The sequence below is a fragment of the Streptomyces sp. NPDC058864 genome, assembly GCF_042742985.1.
In the GTDB taxonomy this organism is placed as follows: Bacteria; Actinomycetota; Actinomycetes; order Streptomycetales; family Streptomycetaceae; genus Actinacidiphila.
Window position 1 is genome coordinate 42,895 of sequence record NZ_JBHYMQ010000001.1, and the last position, 17,774, is coordinate 60,668.

Annotated in this window: 13 protein-coding genes; 10 read left to right on the forward strand and 3 right to left on the reverse strand. The window is 73.6% G+C overall.

Annotation, left to right across the window (positions count from 1 at the left end; all coding sequences use genetic code 11):
• The first annotated feature begins 32 nt into the window (after positions 1–32).
• The 7 genes from ACFW3D_RS00210 (at position 33) to ACFW3D_RS00240 (ending at position 12,113) form a co-directional block, all read left to right on the forward strand.
• Positions 33–1,649, forward strand: coding sequence for a serine/threonine-protein kinase (locus tag ACFW3D_RS00210; RefSeq protein ID WP_500499564.1), 1,617 nt, complete (start codon positions 33–35; stop codon positions 1,647–1,649).
• 121 nt (positions 1,650–1,770) lie between these two features.
• A complete protein-coding gene (locus ACFW3D_RS00215; RefSeq protein ID WP_500499566.1) occupies positions 1,771–3,630 on the forward strand; it encodes a protein kinase domain-containing protein in 1,860 nt (619 codons plus the stop codon).
• 81 nt (positions 3,631–3,711) lie between these two features.
• Positions 3,712–5,589 (forward strand): serine/threonine protein kinase, encoded by a 1,878-nt coding sequence (locus tag ACFW3D_RS00220; protein WP_500499568.1) that lies wholly within the window; start codon positions 3,712–3,714, stop codon positions 5,587–5,589.
• 83 nt (positions 5,590–5,672) lie between these two features.
• Positions 5,673–7,055, forward strand: coding sequence for a serine/threonine-protein kinase (locus ACFW3D_RS00225; protein WP_500499570.1), 1,383 nt, complete (start codon positions 5,673–5,675; stop codon positions 7,053–7,055).
• 20 nt (positions 7,056–7,075) lie between these two features.
• On the forward strand, positions 7,076–8,596 hold the full coding sequence (locus ACFW3D_RS00230; protein ID WP_500499572.1) for a serine/threonine-protein kinase: 1,521 nt from the start codon (positions 7,076–7,078) through the stop codon (positions 8,594–8,596).
• A gap of 131 nt (positions 8,597–8,727) precedes the next feature.
• Positions 8,728–10,329, forward strand: a complete 1,602-nt coding sequence (locus ACFW3D_RS00235) for a succinic semialdehyde dehydrogenase (RefSeq protein ID WP_500499574.1) — start codon at positions 8,728–8,730, stop codon at positions 10,327–10,329.
• Positions 10,330–10,343: 14 nt separating this feature from the next.
• Positions 10,344–12,113, forward strand: coding sequence for a GMC oxidoreductase (locus ACFW3D_RS00240; protein ID WP_500499577.1), 1,770 nt, complete (start codon positions 10,344–10,346; stop codon positions 12,111–12,113).
• A gap of 513 nt (positions 12,114–12,626) precedes the next feature.
• Here ACFW3D_RS00240 and ACFW3D_RS00245 read toward each other — a convergent pair.
• Positions 12,627–12,905: a chorismate mutase gene (locus tag ACFW3D_RS00245; RefSeq protein ID WP_500499579.1), complete on the reverse strand. Its 279-nt coding sequence runs from the start codon at positions 12,903–12,905 to the stop codon at positions 12,627–12,629.
• A 278-nt stretch (positions 12,906–13,183) separates the two neighbouring features.
• On the opposite strand from ACFW3D_RS00245, the gene guaA reads away from it, so the two are divergent.
• From guaA to ACFW3D_RS00260, 3 genes are all read left to right on the forward strand, one after another.
• Positions 13,184–14,767 (forward strand): glutamine-hydrolyzing GMP synthase, encoded by a 1,584-nt coding sequence (gene guaA / locus ACFW3D_RS00250; RefSeq protein ID WP_500499582.1) that lies wholly within the window; start codon positions 13,184–13,186, stop codon positions 14,765–14,767.
• 90 nt (positions 14,768–14,857) lie between these two features.
• Positions 14,858–15,649, forward strand: coding sequence for a class II aldolase/adducin family protein (locus ACFW3D_RS00255; RefSeq protein ID WP_500499584.1), 792 nt, complete (start codon positions 14,858–14,860; stop codon positions 15,647–15,649).
• Positions 15,650–15,767: 118 nt separating this feature from the next.
• On the forward strand, positions 15,768–16,286 hold the full coding sequence (locus ACFW3D_RS00260) for a DoxX family protein (protein ID WP_500499588.1): 519 nt from the start codon (positions 15,768–15,770) through the stop codon (positions 16,284–16,286).
• Here ACFW3D_RS00260 and ACFW3D_RS00265 read toward each other — a convergent pair.
• Together ACFW3D_RS00265 and ACFW3D_RS00270 are read right to left on the reverse strand one after the other, a co-directional pair.
• Positions 16,224–16,490: a hypothetical protein gene (locus ACFW3D_RS00265; RefSeq protein WP_500499590.1), complete on the reverse strand. Its 267-nt coding sequence runs from the start codon at positions 16,488–16,490 to the stop codon at positions 16,224–16,226. The genes ACFW3D_RS00260 and ACFW3D_RS00265 overlap by 63 nt on opposite strands.
• Positions 16,487–17,740, reverse strand: a complete 1,254-nt coding sequence (locus tag ACFW3D_RS00270; protein WP_500499592.1) for a PspC domain-containing protein — start codon at positions 17,738–17,740, stop codon at positions 16,487–16,489. The genes ACFW3D_RS00265 and ACFW3D_RS00270 overlap by 4 nt, the downstream gene beginning before the upstream one ends.
• Positions 17,741–17,774: the final 34 nt, after the last annotated feature.

Here is a 17,774-nt window from a genome sequence, read left to right on the forward strand (position 1 = left end):
TCCTTCTCGTACGTTGCAGGAAGGGGCGCGCGATGTCCGACCTCGGACGCCTGGTGGCCGGGAGGTACCGGCTGGTGGAGCGGATAGGCCGTGGCGGTATGGGGACGGTCTGGCGGGCCGAGGACGAGCTGCTGGGGCGTGCGGTTGCGGTCAAGCGTTTGCATCCGCCGCAGCCGCATCTGCAGGACGACGAGTTGGAGACGTTGTTCGAGCGGACGCGGCGGGAGGCGCGCAGTGCGGCGCGGATCAGTCATCCGAATGTGGTGGTGGTCCATGACGTGGTGGACGACGAGGGTCTGCCGGTGATCGTGATGGAGTACGTGCCGTCGAGGACGCTGGGTGATGTGCTGAAGGAGCGGGGTCCGGTGACGCCGGGGGAGGCGGCGCGGATCGGGCGGGGGATGATCGCGGCGTTGCGGGCGGCGCATGCGGCGGGGGTGCTGCACCGGGATGTGAAGCCGGGCAATGTGCTGCTGGCGGAGTCGGGCCGGGTGGTGCTGACGGATTTCGGGATCGCGCAGGCTTCGGGGACGTCGACGCTGACGCGGACGGGTGAGTTGATCGGGTCGATCGATTTCCTTGCTCCGGAGCGGTTGACCGGTGGTGTGCCGGGGCCGGGGGCGGATTTGTGGGCGTTGGGGGCGACGTTGTTCCAGGCGGTGGAGGGGCGTTCGCCGTTCCGCCGGGACACGGCGATCGAGACGGCGTATGCGATCGCGACGGATGAGGTGCCGGTGGCGGGGCGTGCGGGGCCGTTGGGGCCGGTGATCGCGGGGTTGTTGGTGCGGGAGCCGGAGGGGCGTCTGCCGGCGGCGGAGGCGGAGCGGATGCTGCGGGCGAGCGCCGCGGAGACCGAGACCGCGAGCGTCCCCCGCGAGAGCCTCACCCTGCCCCACACGGAGCCGACCGCCGTCGTCCGGCCCCCGGCGGCCGCCCCGCGGCCCGCCCCGCCGCACGCACCCACCGTCCCCTCGGAGCTCACCGTCCCGGCGGCGGCCCCGGAGCGCCGCCGCCGGACCGGCGTACGGGCGCTGCTCGCCGTGGCGCTGGCCGTCGCCCTCGCCGGCGGCGGCTTCTACGCCGCACAGCACTTCAGTGACTCCACCGGCACCCGGGGCGACGCGGCGGGGCAGAGCCACTCGGCGACGTCCTCGCCGCCGTCCTCCCCGCCCCCCTCGCCCTCCCCGTCCGGGCCGGGCCCGTCGCCCGTGCCGGCCGGCTACCACCTCGCCGAGGAGCCGGAGCGCGGCTTCTCGGTCCCGGTGCCCGACGGGTGGACCCGTCAGGTGCAGGGCGACCAGGTCATCTACGTCGACCCGACGGAACTGGCCGGCCTGCGGATCGGCACGCTGGACTACGCGGCGAGCGACCCGCTGGAGCACTTCGGGGAGGAGGAGCAGCAGACCATCCCCAAGCTGGAGGGGTACGAGCGGCTGCGGATGCAGAGCACCCGGTGGCGTGACCGCCCGGCCGCGATATGGGAGTTCACCTTCCAGGGCAAGGCCCGCGAATTCCGGGCCATCGACCTCGGCTTCGGGGAGCCCGGTGGACGCGAGTTCGCCGTCTACCTCTCCGCGCCGACCGCCCAATGGGGCGATTTCCGGACGGTCTTCGACAACGCGGTGGCCGGACTCGTCGTTCACGACTAGCACACGGCGGGGCCGGGGTGGGACCACGGCCCCGAGTCAGGGATGATGGAGGTCTCCATCCCGCGGTCGCCGCAACCGGGCGATGAGGGAGCTTCATCTTCAGCGACTGCAGAGGGAATTCATGGGCCAGGCGCACGACACCGACCAGCGTCTCATCGCCGACCGGTACCGACTCGGCGCAGTCCTCGGCAAGGGCGGCATGGGCACCGTCTGGCGGGCCGTCGACGAGACGCTCGGCCGCACGGTCGCCGTGAAGGAACTGCGCTTCCCGCACAACATCGACGAGGACGAGAAGCGCCGCCTGATCACCCGCACCCTGCGCGAGGCCAAGGCGACCGCCCGGATCCGCAACACCGGCGCCGTGACCGTCTTCGACGTCGTCGAGGAGGACGACCGGCCCTGGATCGTCATGGAGCTGGTCGAGGGCCGCTCGCTGTCGGACGCGATCCGCGAGGACGGGCCGCTCTCGCCGAAGCGCGCCGCCGAGGTCGGGCTGACCGTGCTGGACGTCCTGCGGGCCGCCCACAAGGAGGGCATCCTCCACCGCGACGTGAAGCCGTCCAACGTCCTGATCGCCGACGACGGCCGGGTCGTGCTCAGCGACTTCGGCATCGCCCAGATCGACGGCGACCCGTCCGTCACCTCCACCGGCATGCTGGTGGGCGCTCCCTCGTACATCTCGCCGGAGCGGGCCCGCGGCCAGAAGCCCGGCCCGCCGGCCGACCTGTGGTCGCTGGGCGCGCTGCTGTACGCCTCGGTCGAGGGCCGGCCGCCGTACGACAAGGGCTCGGCCATCGCCACGCTCACCGCGGTCATGACCGAGTCGCTGCAGACCCCGCGCAACGCGGGCCCGCTGGCCGACGCGATCCACGGGCTGCTCAACAAGGACCCGGAGCTGCGGCTGGACGACGCGGGCGTGCGCCCGCTGCTCACGGGCGTCGCCCACGCGCCGGACGTGCCGGTCGCCGAGGCCACGCGCACCATGCCGCTGCCGCCCTCCGACCCGCAGCCGACGCCCACCGACGCGCCCCCGGCCACCCGGGCCGCCGCCGCCGACCAGGCGGCGCTGCGGGCCGCCAAGGCCAAGCCGGAGCCCGAGGCCACCCCGGCGACCGCGTCCGCGCCGGTCGCACCGGTACCGGTGCCCGCCCCTGCCGCCCCCCGGCTGCCGCTCCTGGCGTCGATGGACGAGCGCCGCCGTCGCGGAGTGCTCTTCGCGGCGGTCGTGGTCGTCCTCGTGCTGATCGGGACCGGCATCGGCATCCTGGCCGCCCAGGGCGACGACGACCCGGGCTCCCGCAACCCCGCCAAGCCGCCCGCCTCGGCCAGCCCCAAGTCCGGTGACGGCGGCGTCCAGGACGGCAAGGGCGGCGACGACAAGGGCAAGGGCAGCGAGTCCGGCGACGACAAGAGCGGCGACGACGGCAAGGGCACGGACGACAACTCCGGCAAGGGCTCGGACACTTCCTCCTCCGGGCCCTCCGGCGGCGGCTCCGGCAGCGGGAAGGACGGCTCCGCCGCCGTCCCGGCCGGCTGGACGACCTACACCTCCTCGACCGGTGACTTCTCGATAGCGCTGCCCGACGGCTGGGCCCAGAACAGCAGGGACAACGGCTACGGCAGCGGCCGGATATTCAACGTCGGCAACCGGCCGCGCGTACAGGTCGACTGGACCACCACGCCCGGCACGGACGCGGCGGCCGCCTGGCGGGACCAGGAGCCGCGGTCAAGGGGCTCGTACCCGGGCTACCAGCAGCTGTTCATCAAGACGATCGACTACCGCGGTTACCGCACCGCCGCCGACTGGCAGTTCACCTTCACCTCCGGCGGCACGAAGATGCGCGCGGTGAACCGGGGCTTCGTGGTGGACGGCAAGCACGGCTACGCGATCCTGTTCACGGCGCCCGCCGCGGACTGGGACAGCCCGAAGACCCAGGCCATGCTGGCGAGCTTCTTCAACACCTTCAAACCGGCCAAGTGACGCCGCCCGAGCACGTATCGTGAGTCATTGCGGACTGTCCGCATCCACAACGGATCGGATCTGACGCTTTGGGGAGGCGTCGTGGACGACTACGCGGGACGCGTACTGGCCGACCGCTACCGCCTGCCGCGGCCGCCCGCCGATGAGTTCGAACTGGTGGAGACCCGGGCCTGGGACACGTTCAGCAACCAGGAGGTGCTGATACGCCAGGTCCTGCTGCCCGAGGTCGTCAGCGCCGAGCCCGGACCGCACCACGGGGACGGCGGCGGGGACACCGCCGGCCGGGCCCTGGAGGCGGCGCGGGCCGCGGCCGCGATACCCGACCACCCCCGGCTGGTGCAGGTCTTCGACATCTTCGTCGAGGACGGCAGCGTCTGGATAGTGAGCGAGCTGGTCGCCGGCCGCCCGCTGGCCGCCGTCCTCGCCGACAAGCGGCTGAGCCCCTACCGGGCCGCCGAAGTCGCCTCCGACGTGCTGACCGCGCTGCGCGTGCTGCACGCGCACGGCTGGGTCCACCGCAACGTCACCGGCCGCACCGTGCTGGTCTGCGACGACGGCCGGGCGATGCTCTCGGGCCTCGCCGTGGGCGCCGCACAGGAGGCGCTGTGCGGGTACAACCCGGTGCCGGTGCCCGCGATGGCCGGGGGCGGCGAGGCGCCCGGCGGCTGGGAGGGACCGCATTCCGCGCTGGAGCTGGAACGCGCCCGGCAGGCCAGGCTCACCGTCGTCGGCCCGGTCACCGAGCGGTGGGCCCCGGAGCAGGCCACCGAAGTCCACGAGAACTGGCAGCTCGCCCCGCCCGTCGGCCCGGCCGCCGACCTGTGGGCACTGGGGTCGCTGCTCTTCCGCAGCGTCCAGGGGCATCCGCCGTTCCCGGAGGAGAGCACCGCGGAACTGGTCCAGCTGGTCATCGCCGAGCCGCCCGCGTACGCGGAGGAGTGCGGCCCGCTGCGGCCGGTCGTGGAGTCCCTGCTCCGCCAGGACCCCGAGGAACGGCCCGACGTGGAGGAGCTGCGCGGCTGGCTGCGCTCCCTCGTGCGCTCCGCGCCGGAGCCGGACCTGGGGCTGAGCACGGTGCCCGTGCCCGCCGACGATCCGCACAAACTGCCCGTCGTGCGCCGCCGGGGCGAACTGGTCCGCCGCCGCAAGGCCGCCGCCGACCCCGTGCCCGCCCATCCCGCGCACGGGCGCCACAAGCGCACCAAGGAACGGAAGCAACGGTCGGGACGTGGGCCGCGCAGCCTCGGGGTCACCCTGGTCGGGCTGGTGCTGCTGCTGATGGTCGCCGCCGTGCTGTACGCGGTGCTCTTCATGCCGCGCGGCGGGCCCGCGGACGACGAGGGCGCGGCCGGCGCCACACGTACCCTGCCCGCGCAGGTGCCCGGCGGCGACGAGCGGCCGCAGACGACCGAGCCGTCGGCCGGCAAGTCCCCGCGGAGTCCGGCCCCCGCCACGAGCGCCCCGCCGCCCACGCGATCCGCCCCCGCGGACACCGCCGCCACCACCGGCCTCGGCGGTGACTTCCGGGTGCGCTCCGACCCGGAGGGCTTCCGCCTCGCGGTCCCCAACGGCTGGCGGCGCACCGGCCGGAACGCCGACGGGCAGGTCCGCTACACCGGCGGCGACTACCAGCTGCTGGTCGTGCCCGGCCGCGACACCGTCGCCGACAAGGGCAGCGACCCGATCGTCTACCAGAACGACGAGCCCGAGCTGGCGGGCTTCCGCGCCTCCGGCTGGTCCTCGGCCTCCGGGCTGCGCCGTCTGGACATGGGCGGGATCACGGCCGCCGAGGGCGAGTTCAGCTGGAGCGACGGATCCGGTCGGCAGCTGTTCGCGCGCAACCTGGTGATGATCCGCGACGGCAGGTACCACGTCGTCCTGGTCATCGGGCCGGATGGCCGGCGCGCCGACGTCAAGCGGTACTTCGAGAAGGCCGCGGAGACCTACCGCACCATCTGAGGGCGGTGCCCGGACCGGAACCGGCTGGTCCCGGCGCGCGTCGGAGAGGCCGTGGGGGCAGGGGAGTGAGCGGGAGCGGAAGCGTGCTGGCCGGACGGTACCGGCTCGGTGACGTCATCGGCCGCGGCGGCATGGGGCGGGTCTGGGAGGCCCAGGACGTCGTGCTGCGGCGCACCGTCGCCGTCAAGGAACTGACCCTCGGCGCCCACCTCGCGGAGGACGACCGCGCCGTGCTCCAGGAGCGGATGAAGCAGGAGGCCCGCGCCGCCGCCCGGATCAACCACCCCAACGTGGTGACCGTCCACGACGTGGTGGAACAGGACGGCCGGCCCTGGATCGTCATGGAGCTGGTCGACGGCCGCTCCCTGGACGACGTGGTGCGCCGGGACGGCCCGCTGCCCCCGCGACGGGCGGCCGCGGTGGCCGCCGCCGTGCTGGAGGCGCTGCGCGCGGCGCACGCCGCGGGCGTGCTCCACCGGGACGTGAAGCCGGGCAACGTACTGCTCGCCCGCGACGGCCGGGTCCTGCTGACGGACTTCGGAATCGCCGTCGTCGAGGGCGACTCGGCGATCACCCGTACCGGCGAACTCGTCGGATCCGTCGACTACCTGGCGCCCGAGCGGGCCCGCGGAGGGCGTCCCGGGCCGGAGTCCGACCTGTGGTCGCTGGGCGCCACGCTCTACGCGGCCGTCGAGGGACGCTCGCCGTTCCGCCGCACCTCGCCGATCGGCACGCTGCAGGCCGTGGTGTACGAGGACCTGCCCGAACCCCGGGCGGCCGGTCCGCTGCGCCCGGTGATCACGGCGCTGCTCGCGAAGGAGCCGGCGGCGCGGCCGCCGGCTGGGCAGCTGGCGACCACGCTCACCGCCATCGCGGCGGGTGGCCCCCGGCGCCGCCGCCCCGGCCGGCGGCGCACGGCGCTCGCGGTCGCCACGGTCGCGGGGGCCCTGCTGCTCGCGGGCGGCGGTGCCGTCCTGGCGGTGGTCAAGGACCACGGCGACGGCACCGCGGTCCCGGCCGGTTATGTGCGCGTCCACGACCCCGCGGGCTTCAGCCTCGCCGTGCCGCGCGGCTGGAGGCGGCAACTGGACGGCGACCAGATCGACTACACGCCCGACAACGGCGCGCACCGGCTGCGCATAGGCGTCGGCCGCGCGGCGCCGGGCGTCAATCCGTACATGCACCTGCTCCGACTGGAGGAGAAGGTCCGGGAACTCCCCGGCTACAACCGGGTCCGGCTGCACCAGAACACCTTCCGCGGCGGCGACGGCTGCCTGTGGGAGTTCACCTGGACCGACTCCAAGGAGCACCCGGGCCCGCGCCGCGCCGCCGACCAGGCGTACGTCACCGCCGACGGCAGCGAGTACGCCCTGTACATGGGCGCGCCGGCCGGCGACTGGGCGGCCGCCTCCGCCGGGTTCCAGGTGGCCCTGCAGACCTGGCGGCCGGAACCCTCCGGGAACTGACGGTGCGGCATCATGGCCCCATGACGGGCGACGGGGGGCGGCTGGTCGCCGGGCGGTACCGGATCACGGGGCGGCTCGGGCGCGGCGGCATGGGCACGGTGTGGCGGGCCGACGACGAACTGCTGGGCCGTCAGGTGGCGGTCAAGGAGCTGCACGCCGAGGGCGAGGAGGACCGCGCCCTGCGGGAGGCCCGCACGGTCGTCCGGATCCGCCACCCCAACGTGATCGTCCTGTTCGACGTGGTCGAGCAGGACGGCTGCCCCTGGATCGTCATGGAACTCGTCGACGGCCGCTCGCTCGCCGACGTCCTCGCCCAGGACGGCCCGCTGCCCCCGCGCGAGGCCGCCCGGGTCGGCGCCGCCGTCACCGGAGCGCTGCGGGCGGCGCACGAACGCGGGGTGCTGCACCGCGACATCAAGCCCGGCAACGTCCTCGTCGAGCACGGCACCGGGCGGATCGTGCTGACCGACTTCGGCATCGCGCGGGTGGCCGGCGCGACCACGCTGACCAAGGCCGGGGACTTCGTGGGCTCGCCCGAGTACACCGCCCCCGAGCGCATGTCCGGGCAGGCCGCGGGGCCCGCCTCCGACCTGTGGTCGGTGGGCGTGCTGCTGTGCGCGGCCGTCGTCGGCCGGTCGCCGTTCCGCCGGGACTCCCTGGGGGAGGTGCTGCACGCCGTCGTGTTCGACGAGATCCGGCCGCCGGAGCGGACCGGGCCGCTGCTGCCCGTCGTCGAGGCCCTGCTGCGGCGCGAGCCCGAACGGCGGCCGACCGCGAAGGAGACGGAGGCGCTGCTCGCCGCGTACGCGGAGACCGGTGTGCCCCCCACCGCGGTGCCGGTGCCGGCGCCCGTCCCGGAGACCGAGCGGCAGGACGCGCCGCTGCCCCGGACCCGGCGCGGGCGTGCCCCGCTGGCGGCCGCGCTGGGTGTGGCGGTGCTGGCGGGGGCCGGTCTCGCGGCCGCGGCCCTGCTGCCGGACGGGGGATCCGCGGGCGGTGCCGCCCCGGGCCGCACCGTCGCCACGAGCGGCGGACCCGCGCGCACCACCGCGTCCTCCACGCCCGCCCCGGCCGTCCCGTCCGCACCGTCCTCCCCCTCGCCGCTGCCCGAGGGCTTCCGCAGGGTCGACGACCCCGCCGGTTTCTCCCTCGCCCTGCCGGAGGGCTTCCGGCGCTCCCTCGAACCGCCGCGGATCTTCTACTACTCCGCCGGCAAGGAGTTCCGCGTCGGCATCCGCACCCAGCGCCCGGACCCCCGCGGCCCCGAGGCGGTCATGGCGGCCCAGGACGCCGCCGGCCCGGCCGCGTACCGGGGCTACCGGGACGGCTTCGTCACCCCCACCACGCAGAACGGGCGGCCCGCCGCGCTGTGGGAGTTCACCTGGGACGGCTTCACGCCCGGCGAGCCGCGCCGCACCTTCGACCTGTGCTGGGAGGAGGGCGGCCGGCAGTACGACCTGTGGGTCTCCTCACCGCTCCGGCAGGCCGAGCGCGGCCGCGACTACTTCGACACCGCCCGGGCCGCCTTCCGCGCCGGATGAGCGCCCGCGCGGGGCAGCCGGAGCAAGCGGAACACGGGTCGCGGCGTTCCTGCCAGCTTTTGCTGGCGTAATTGTGAAAACTGGCTACTGACGGGTATGCACGCGGTGTCACCCCGTCGTACGCTCCCGCCATGACGGACTCTCCTACTGCCGGTAACGGCAATCCGGTCGCCCCCTCCGGCACCAGGACCGCCGCGGACGTGGTGACCCCGGACCTCGTGGCGCGGCTGACGCGGGGCGTCGCAGGCAGCGGCCGGACCGTGAACCACACGCCGCTGACCGGCGAGAAGCTGGCGGAGCTCCCGGAGTCGACGCCGCAGGACGTGGCGGCGGCCTACGAGAGGGCGCGGGAGGCGCAGAAGGCCTGGGCGGCGACGCCGGTGCGCCGCCGCGCCGCGGTGCTGCTCCGCTTCCACGACCTGGTGCTGGCCCGCCAGTCCGAGGTGCTGGACCTGATCCAGCTGGAGACCGGCAAGGCGCGGCTGCACGCGCACGAGGAGGTGCTGGCGGTCGCCGTCGCCGCCCGGCACTACGGCGTCAAGGCCCCGTCGTACCTGAGGCCCAAGCGGCACACCGGCGCCATCCCGACCCTCACCAAGGTGCGGGAGCTGCGGCACCCGCGCGGCGTCGTCGGCCAGATCGCGCCGTGGAACTACCCCCTCGAACTCTCGGTCGGCGACGCGCTGCCCGCCTTCGTCGCCGGCAACGCCGTCGTGATGAAGCCGGACACCGAGACCGCGCTGACCGCCCTGTGGGCGCGCGAGCAGCTGATCGAGGCCGGGCTGCCCGCCGACGTCTGGCAGGTCGTCATCGGCGAGGGCCCGGTCGTCGGCCCGGCGGTCGTGGAGCACGCCGACTACGTCTCCTTCACCGGTTCCACCCGTACCGGCCGGGACGTGGCGACCCGTGCCGCGGCCCGCCTGATCGGCGCCTCCCTCGAACTCGGCGGCAAGAACGCCCTGCTGGTGCTGGAGGACGCCGACCTCGACAAGGCGGCCGAGGGCGCGGTCCGCGCCTGCTTCTCCTCGGCGGGCCAGCTGTGCATCTCCATCGAGCGGCTCTTCGTCCACGCCTCCGTCGCCGACGCCTTCCTGGAGCGCTTCACCGCGCGCACCGGGGCCCTCAAGCTCGGCACCGCGCTCGCCTACGGGGCCGGGATGGGGTCGCTGGCCGGCGAGCGCCAGCTGGAGACCGTCACCCGGCACGTGGAGGAGGCCGTCGCCAAGGGCGCCACCGTCCTCACCGGCGGCAGGGCCCGGCCCGACGTCGGCCCGTACTTCTTCGAGCCGACCGTCCTGGACGGCGTCGAGCCGCCGATGGCGGTGTGCGCGGAGGAGACCTTCGGCCCGGTGGTGTCCGTGTACCGGTTCACCGACGAGGACGAGGCGGTCGAGCGCGCCAACGCGACGCCGTACGGCCTCAATTCCAGCGTCTGGACCAAGGACACCCGTCGCGGCGCCCGCATCGCCGCGCGCCTGCGCAGCGGCACCGTCAACGTCAACGAGGGCTACGCGCCGGCGTACGGCAGCGTGCAGTCCCCGATGGGCGGCATGAAGGACTCCGGGCTCGGCCGCAGGCACGGCTCCGAGGGCATCCTCAAGTACACCGAGGCGCAGACCGTGGCGACGCAGCGGCTGCTGCCGATGGCCCCGTCGCTGGGCATGGACGACTCGGGGTACGCGGCCTTCATGAGCCGCAGCCTGCGCGTGATGAAGACGCTGAGGCTGCGCTGATGGAGGGGGAGCGGATGCCTTTCGACTACGACGTGATCGTGATCGGGTCCGGCTTCGGCGGATCCGTGTCGGCGCTGCGCCTGACCGAGAAGGGCTACACGGTCGGCGTCCTGGAGGCGGGCCGCCGCTGGACGCGGGAGTCCCTGCCGAAGAACTCCTGGCACGTCAAGGACTACCTGTGGGCCCCGGCGCTCGGCCTGTACGGGATCCAGCGCATCCACCTGCTCGACAACGTGATGATCCTGGCCGGTGCGGGGGTCGGCGGCGGTTCGCTGAACTACGCCAACACCCTCTACGTCCCGCCGAAGGCCTTCTTCGAGGACCGCCAGTGGGGCCACATCACGGACTGGCAGGAGGAACTGTCCCCCCACTACGACCAGGCCAAGCGCATGCTCGGCGTACGGCTCAACCCGACGATGACCCCCTCGGACGTCCACCTGAAGGCGACCGCCGAGAGGATGGGCGTCGGCGACTCCTTCCACATGGCCCCGGTCGGCGTGTTCTTCGGCGACGGTCAGGACGCCGCGGGCGACGCGGAGGCCGCGCCAGGCGGCGAGGTCCCCGACCCGTACTTCGGCGGCGCCGGCCCGACCCGGCGGGCCTGCACGGAGTGCGGGGAGTGCATGACCGGCTGCCGCCACGGCGCCAAGAACACCCTCAACGAGAACTACCTGCACCTCGCCGAGGCGGCGGGCGCCGAGATCCACCCGATGACCACCGTCACCGCCCTGTCGGAGAACCCCGAGGGCGGCTACGACGTCACCGTCGTCCCCACCGACCGCCGCCGCAAGGCGAAGCCGCGCGTGCTGCGCGCCGGGCACGTGGTCGTCGCCGCCGGCACCTACGGCACCCAGACGCTGCTGCACCGCATGCGCGACGCGGGCCGGCTGCCGGGCCTGTCCGCCCGGCTCGGCGAACTGACCCGCACCAACTCCGAGGCTCTGGTGGGCGCGCAGACCGACAGCCGGCGCTACCGCAGGCGCACGGGCGAGCAGCGGGTGGACTTCACACGCGGCGTGGCGATCACGTCCTCGATCCATCCGGACGCGAACACCCACATCGAGCCGGTCCGCTACGGCAAGGGCTCCAACTCGATGGGCGGACTGTCGATCCTGCAGGTCCCGCACGGCACCCGGCTGCCGCGCGGACTGGCCTACCTGGCGCACTGCGCCCGCCACCCGGTCCTGCTCATGCGGTCGCTGTCCAACCGCCGCTGGTCCGAGCGCACCATCATCGGGCTGGTCATGCAGTCCCTGGACAACTCGCTGACCACCTACCGCAAGCCCAAGGGCCTGGGGAAGGGCCTGCTCACCGCCCGGCAGGGGCACGGCGCGCCCAACCCCTCCTTCATCCCCGAGGGCGCCGAGGCCGCTCGCCTGCTCGCCGAGGAGATCAACGGCTTCGCGGGCAGCAACGTCGGCGAGTTGATGGGCACCCCGCTCACCGCCCACTTCCTGGGCGGCTGCGTGATCGGCGAGGACGCCGAGCACGGTGTGATCGACCCGTACCACCGGCTGTTCGGGCACCCGGGCATCCATGTGGTGGACGGCGCCGCGGTCTCCGCCAACCTGGGCGTCAACCCCTCGCTCACCATCACCGCGCAGGCCGAACGCGCCATGTCGCTGTGGCCCAACAAGGGGGACTCCGACCCGCGTCCGGCGCAGGGCGAGGCCTACCGGCGCGTCGCCGCGGTCGAGCCCAAGCAGCCGGTCGTCCCCGCGGACGCCTTCGGCGCGCTGCGGCTGCCGGTGCTCCCCGTTCCCCCGGTGCCGCCCAAGGCCTGACGCCGCCGGAGTCCCGGACGCCGAGGGGGCCGCATCCGCCCGGGACGCGGCCCTCCCGGCCGTGTTCCGGCCGGTCCTGGACCGCGCGGAGAGCGCCGTGCACGGCCCGACTCACTCGTTCGAGGGTCGGATACCTGCTCAAGTGCCGCGAAATGAGTAGTGTGTTCCTCGCAGAGCGGCCGGTCCCGGGCGTCCCCGGAACCGACCGCCACTTTGAGTCGTGACCGGGCTGCTGTCCCCTGCCGTCCGGTCACTGGATCACCGGAGCGAGGTCCCACGACGCGGCCGCATTGCTTCCACTCGCGCGGGCGCGCCTCATCGCTCCGGTGGCACCCCGCCCAGCTGCGTCTGAGCGGTGTCCACGCGTGGTGTTCGACGTCTTTGCTTCCCTGGCCCAGGGTGACCGCGCCTGGCTGGCACGGACACCGGATTCAACGAAGGCATCCGTAGGCGGTCACGTGCCGTACGGGTGATGCCCCCCGAACGGGTCACGGGGCCGGTGCCACCGGGGTTTCAGACCCGGCCGCGGCACAGCTCCAGCAGGGTCATGGCGAGTGCGGTGCCGGGCTTGCCCAACTGGTCGCTGTAGCGGCGGAGGACGTCCATCTCGCGGGAGAGGTGCACACGGCGGCCGCCGGACTCGATGCGGGCGCGCTGGATGCCGGCCGAGACCGTCATCCGTTCCCTCACCAGCGCGATGATCCTCGCGTCGAGGCCGTCGATCCGCTCGCGGGCCTCCGCGATGACGGCCGCGGGGTCGGTGGTCCGCGGTGCCGCGGGGGTGCTGCTCATGGGGTTCCTCCTCGGGGGCCGGGCCCCCGGGCCGCCCGGGACGGGAAACGCCAGGCGCCCCGGGCCGTGTGGCCCGGGGCGCCTGGTGACGTCTGGATGCGTTTCCTCGCTCAGACAGCACGACCATGGCAGCCGGACCAGCCGGTGCCATAGGTAAACGCGAAGCGCGTGCCGTGGAGCATGCGGCACAGTGTGCGCCCTCGGGCCGGGGAAGTAAAGCCGTGGGCCCCGGTAGACTCGGTGGGGACCTCACGTTCGACACCGCCGGAAGGCCCACCGTGGCATCAGCGACCCCAGCCGCCCCCGACACCGTCCTCGTCGTCGACTTCGGGGCGCAGTACGCCCAGCTCATCGCCCGCCGCGTCCGCGAGGCCCGGGTCTACAGCGAGATCGTGCCGAGCACGATGCCGGTCGAGGAGATGCTGGCCAAGCGGCCGGCGGCGATCATCCTGTCGGGCGGTCCCTCGTCCGTGTACGCCGAGCGGGCCCCGCGGCTGGACCGGGCCCTGTTCGAGGCGGGCGTCCCCGTCTTCGGCATGTGCTACGGCTTCCAGCTGATGGCGATCACCCTCGGCGGCACCGTCGACAACACCGGCGCGCGCGAGTACGGCCGTACCCCGCTGCACGTCGGCAAGACCGGCTCCACGCTCTTCGAGGGCACCCCGGCCGAGCAGTCGGTGTGGATGTCGCACGGCGACACCTGCACCGCCGCCCCGGAGGGCTTCACCGTCTCCGCCTCCACCGACCTGGTGCCGGTGGCCGCGTTCGAGAACGACGCGAAGAAGCTCTACGGCGTCCAGTACCACCCCGAGGTCCTGCACTCCGAGCACGGCCAGCAGGTGCTCGAGCACTTCCTCTACCGCGGCGCCGGCATCGCCCCGGACTGGACCACGCACAACGTGGTCGAGGAGCAGGTCGCCGCGATCCGCGCCCAGGTCGGTGACAAGCGCGCCATCTGCGGCCTGTCCGGCGGCGTGGACTCCGCGGTCGCCGCGGCCCTGGTCAACAAGGCCATCGGGGACCGCCTCACCTGCGTGTACGTGGACCACGGGCTGATGCGCAAGGGCGAGTCCGAGCAGGTCGAGAAGGACTTCGTGGCCGCCACGGGCGTCCAGCTGAAGGTCGTCGACGCCGAGGAGCGCTTCCTGACCGCGCTCGCCGGGGTGTCCGACCCCGAGGAGAAGCGCAAGGTCATCGGCCGGGAGTTCATCCGGGTCTTCGAGCAGGCCGCGAGCGAGATCGTCGCCGAGGCCGGCGCCCACGGCGAGTCGGTGGAGTTCCTGGTGCAGGGCACCCTCTACCCGGACGTCGTGGAGTCCGGCGGCGGCACCGGCACCGCCAACATCAAGTCCCACCACAATGTGGGCGGCCTTCCCGAGGACCTGCAGTTCCAGCTCGTCGAGCCGCTGCGCAAGCTGTTCAAGGACGAGGTCCGCATGGTCGGCCAGGAGCTCGGCCTGCCCGAGGAGATCGTCCAGCGCCAGCCCTTCCCGGGCCCGGGCCTGGGCATCCGCATCGTCGGCGAGGTCACCAAGGAGCGCCTGGACCTGCTGCGCGAGGCCGACGCCATCGCCCGCGAGGAGCTGACCGCCGCCGGTCTCGACCGCGACATCTGGCAGTGCCCGGTGGTCCTGCTCGCCGACGTCCGCTCGGTGGGGGTGCAGGGCGACGGCCGCACCTACGGCCACCCCATCGTGCTGCGCCCGGTCTCCAGCGAGGACGCCATGACCGCGGACTGGTCTCGGCTGCCGTACGAGGTGCTGGCCCGGATCTCGACCCGGATCACCAATGAGGTGGCGGACGTCAACCGCGTCGTGCTGGACGTCACGAGCAAGCCCCCGGGCACCATCGAGTGGGAGTAGCCCCCTCACGTGGGGCAGGCTTGGGGCGATACCGGGGAAACCTGGTATCGCCCCTGTTCATCTGCGGTACCTCGGGGTAACTTCCGCGCCATGACCGACACCGCGCCGCAGCCCGTACCGCCCGATCGGCTCCATTTCGCCCTCCCGCCCACCTTCGAGGACCCCGGTGCCGAACGCCGCCACCGCAAGGAGCGGCTGGTGGTGGCGCTGCGCGCGTTCGCGGAGCTGGGGTTCGAGGACGGGGTGTCGGGACACATCACCGTGCGCGACCCGGAACTGGCGGAGCACTACTGGGTGAACCCCTTCGGGGTGCCGTTCCGGCACCTGACCGTGGGCGAGCTGATCCTGGTCAACCAGAACGGCTCCGTCGTCGAGGGCCGCCACCACGTCAACCAGGCGGCCTTCACCATCCACGCCCATGTGCACACCGCGCGGCCCGACGTGACGGCCGTCGTGCACAGCCACTCGACCTACGGCCGGGCGCTCGCCGCGCTGGGTGAGCGGCTGGAGCCGATCACCCAGGACGCGTGCGCCTTCTACGAGGACCACGCTCTCTTCGACGCCTACACCGGGGTCGTCGTGGACGAGGCGCAGGCGCGGCGCATCGCGGTGGTCCTGGGGGCGCACAAAGGGGTGGTACTGCGCAACCACGGCCTCCTGACGGTCGGCGAGACCGTGGACGCGGCCGCGTGGTGGTTCATGACGATGGAGAAGTCCTGCCAGGTGCAGCTGAGCGCGAAGGCGGCGGGCAAGCCGGTGTGGATCGCGCACGAGGACGCGCTCGCCACCCGTGAGCAACTGGGTCACGATCTGGTCGCCTGGATCAACTACCAGCCCACCTATGAGCGGATAGCCCGCGATAATTCAGAGCTTTTTGATTGAACGACGGCCGGTTCGCCTACGTATCTCTCAGGGCGCTCCTGGAGAATCGGTCCGGGAGGGGTCCACGGCAGTCGCGTGCGAGAGGGCGGACGTCATGAGCGTGACGGGCATAACGGGCATGAGCGGAACGAGGGACACGGAGCGGTACCCCAGCCAGGGACCGTGGCGGGACACGGCACGGCGCTACGCGCTGCTGCCGCTGCGCATCTTCCTCGGCGTGACCTTCGTCTACGCCGGCTTCGACAAACTGATGTCCGACACCTTCTTCAACGACAGCGCCCCGGGCTCGCTCGTCGCCACCCTCAACGGGGTGCGCGGCTCCGCGGCGATCCCGGCGATGATCGACCTGGCGCTGAAGAACCCGCACGGCTTCGGCTACGCCATCGCCTTCGGCGAGATCGCCGTCGGCGTGGGCACCCTCGTCGGCCTCCTCAGCCGGATCGCCGCCCTCGGCGGCGCGCTGATCTCGCTGAGCCTGTGGCTCACGGTGAGCTGGTCCGCGCAGCCGTACTACTACGGCAACGACCTCGCCTACCTGATGGCCTGGCTGCCGCTGGTCCTCGCCGGCGCCCCGCTACTCTCCGTCGACTCGATGATCGCCGGACGCCGCGGCCGGGGCCGGCGCGGTCTGGTCTGAGCGCCGGGCGGCGGCCCGCCCCCGCAGCAGCCGGGAGGTGACCGAGCCGAGTGCCGCGAGCCCCAGACCCGCACAGGTCAGGGGCACCGCGGTGTGCGGGGACAGCGACACCTCACCGGCGGCGTCGAGCAGGAACACCGCGGCCAGTCCCAGCAGGACCAGCCCGGTCAGCAGCGCCGAGGGCGCGAACGGATGCCGTCTCACGGGAACTGCACCACCTTCACCTGTCCGACGCCCACTTCCACGTCCAGCTCCACCGTGCCCCCGGACTTCCGCCCGTCCACCGGGTCAAGGGTCACCTTCCGGTCCAGCCCGGGCTGGACGTCGATGTCCTTCTCCTTCTCGCCGGGCAACTGCACGTCGCCGACGCCCACCTGGACGTGCATCCGCAGCGTGACGTCGTCCGGGATCCTGACGACCAGCTGCCCCGCGCCGACCTGGGCCCGTGTGGATACGGTGCGCCCGCCCGGTCGCAGCTTCGACAGGTCCAGCGTCGCCCGGCCGGTCCCCAGCTCGTACGAGTCCTGCACCGCCGCGAGCGTGGCGGGCGTCCAGGTGCGCTGCTTCCAGTCGGTGCCGACCGAGCGCGGCAGTGTCGTGGAGCCCACCAGCAGCGCGGCGGTCAGCAGCACCACGAAGACGGTGCCGCCGCCCAGCCGTCCCCACCAGGTGCTGACCACGAAACCCAGGCCGAAGACGGCGAGCGCGGAGCCGAGGCCGATCTGCACGCTGGTGGCCAGCGGCTGGGACGTCCAGGACGCGGCCAGGCCGGCCGCCGCCGCGGCGGCCGCCAGGAAGAACACGAGCACGCCGAGCCAGGCGCCCTCGCGCCGCACCGCGCGGCGCCGGTCCCGCCACTCGCGGCGGTCGCGCTCCACGTCCGAGGGACCGTCGTCCGGTCCCCACAGGTAGCCGCCCGGCCCCGGCACCGGGGGCGCGTCCTCGACCGCGGTCTCCTTCCACCACGCTGCCGTGGCGGGCTGCGGAGGCGGCTGGGTCGGCGGCGGGGCGACCGGCTGCGCGGGCGCCTCGGCCGTCTGCCTCCGGTGCACCGACCAGTACACGGCGCCGGCGAAGGCCGCCAGCAGCCCCAGCGAGAAGGCCAGGTTCCCGCCGCTGCCCAGCAGCGACAGGAACAGCCCGCAGCCGACCAGGGCGACCAGCACCGCCGTCAGCGCGGTCCCCTCGACCCGCCCGGACAGCAGCCGGTGCGCCTCGCTCTCGGTCTCGCCCTCCAGCGGGACGAGCAGCCACGCCAGGCCGTAGGCCACCAGCCCGAGGCCGCCGGTGAGCGCCAGCACGCCGAGCACGATCCGGAAGACCACCGGGTCGATGTCGAAGTACCGTCCCGCGCCCTCGCAGACGCCGGCGATCACCTTCCGCTCGCGGCAGCGCGCCAGCCGCCGGCCGGGCGGTGAACCGGCCGCCTCCGTCTCCGTGTGCTGCTCCGTCATGGCTCCATGGTGGCGGTCCGGGACGAGTGCCGGT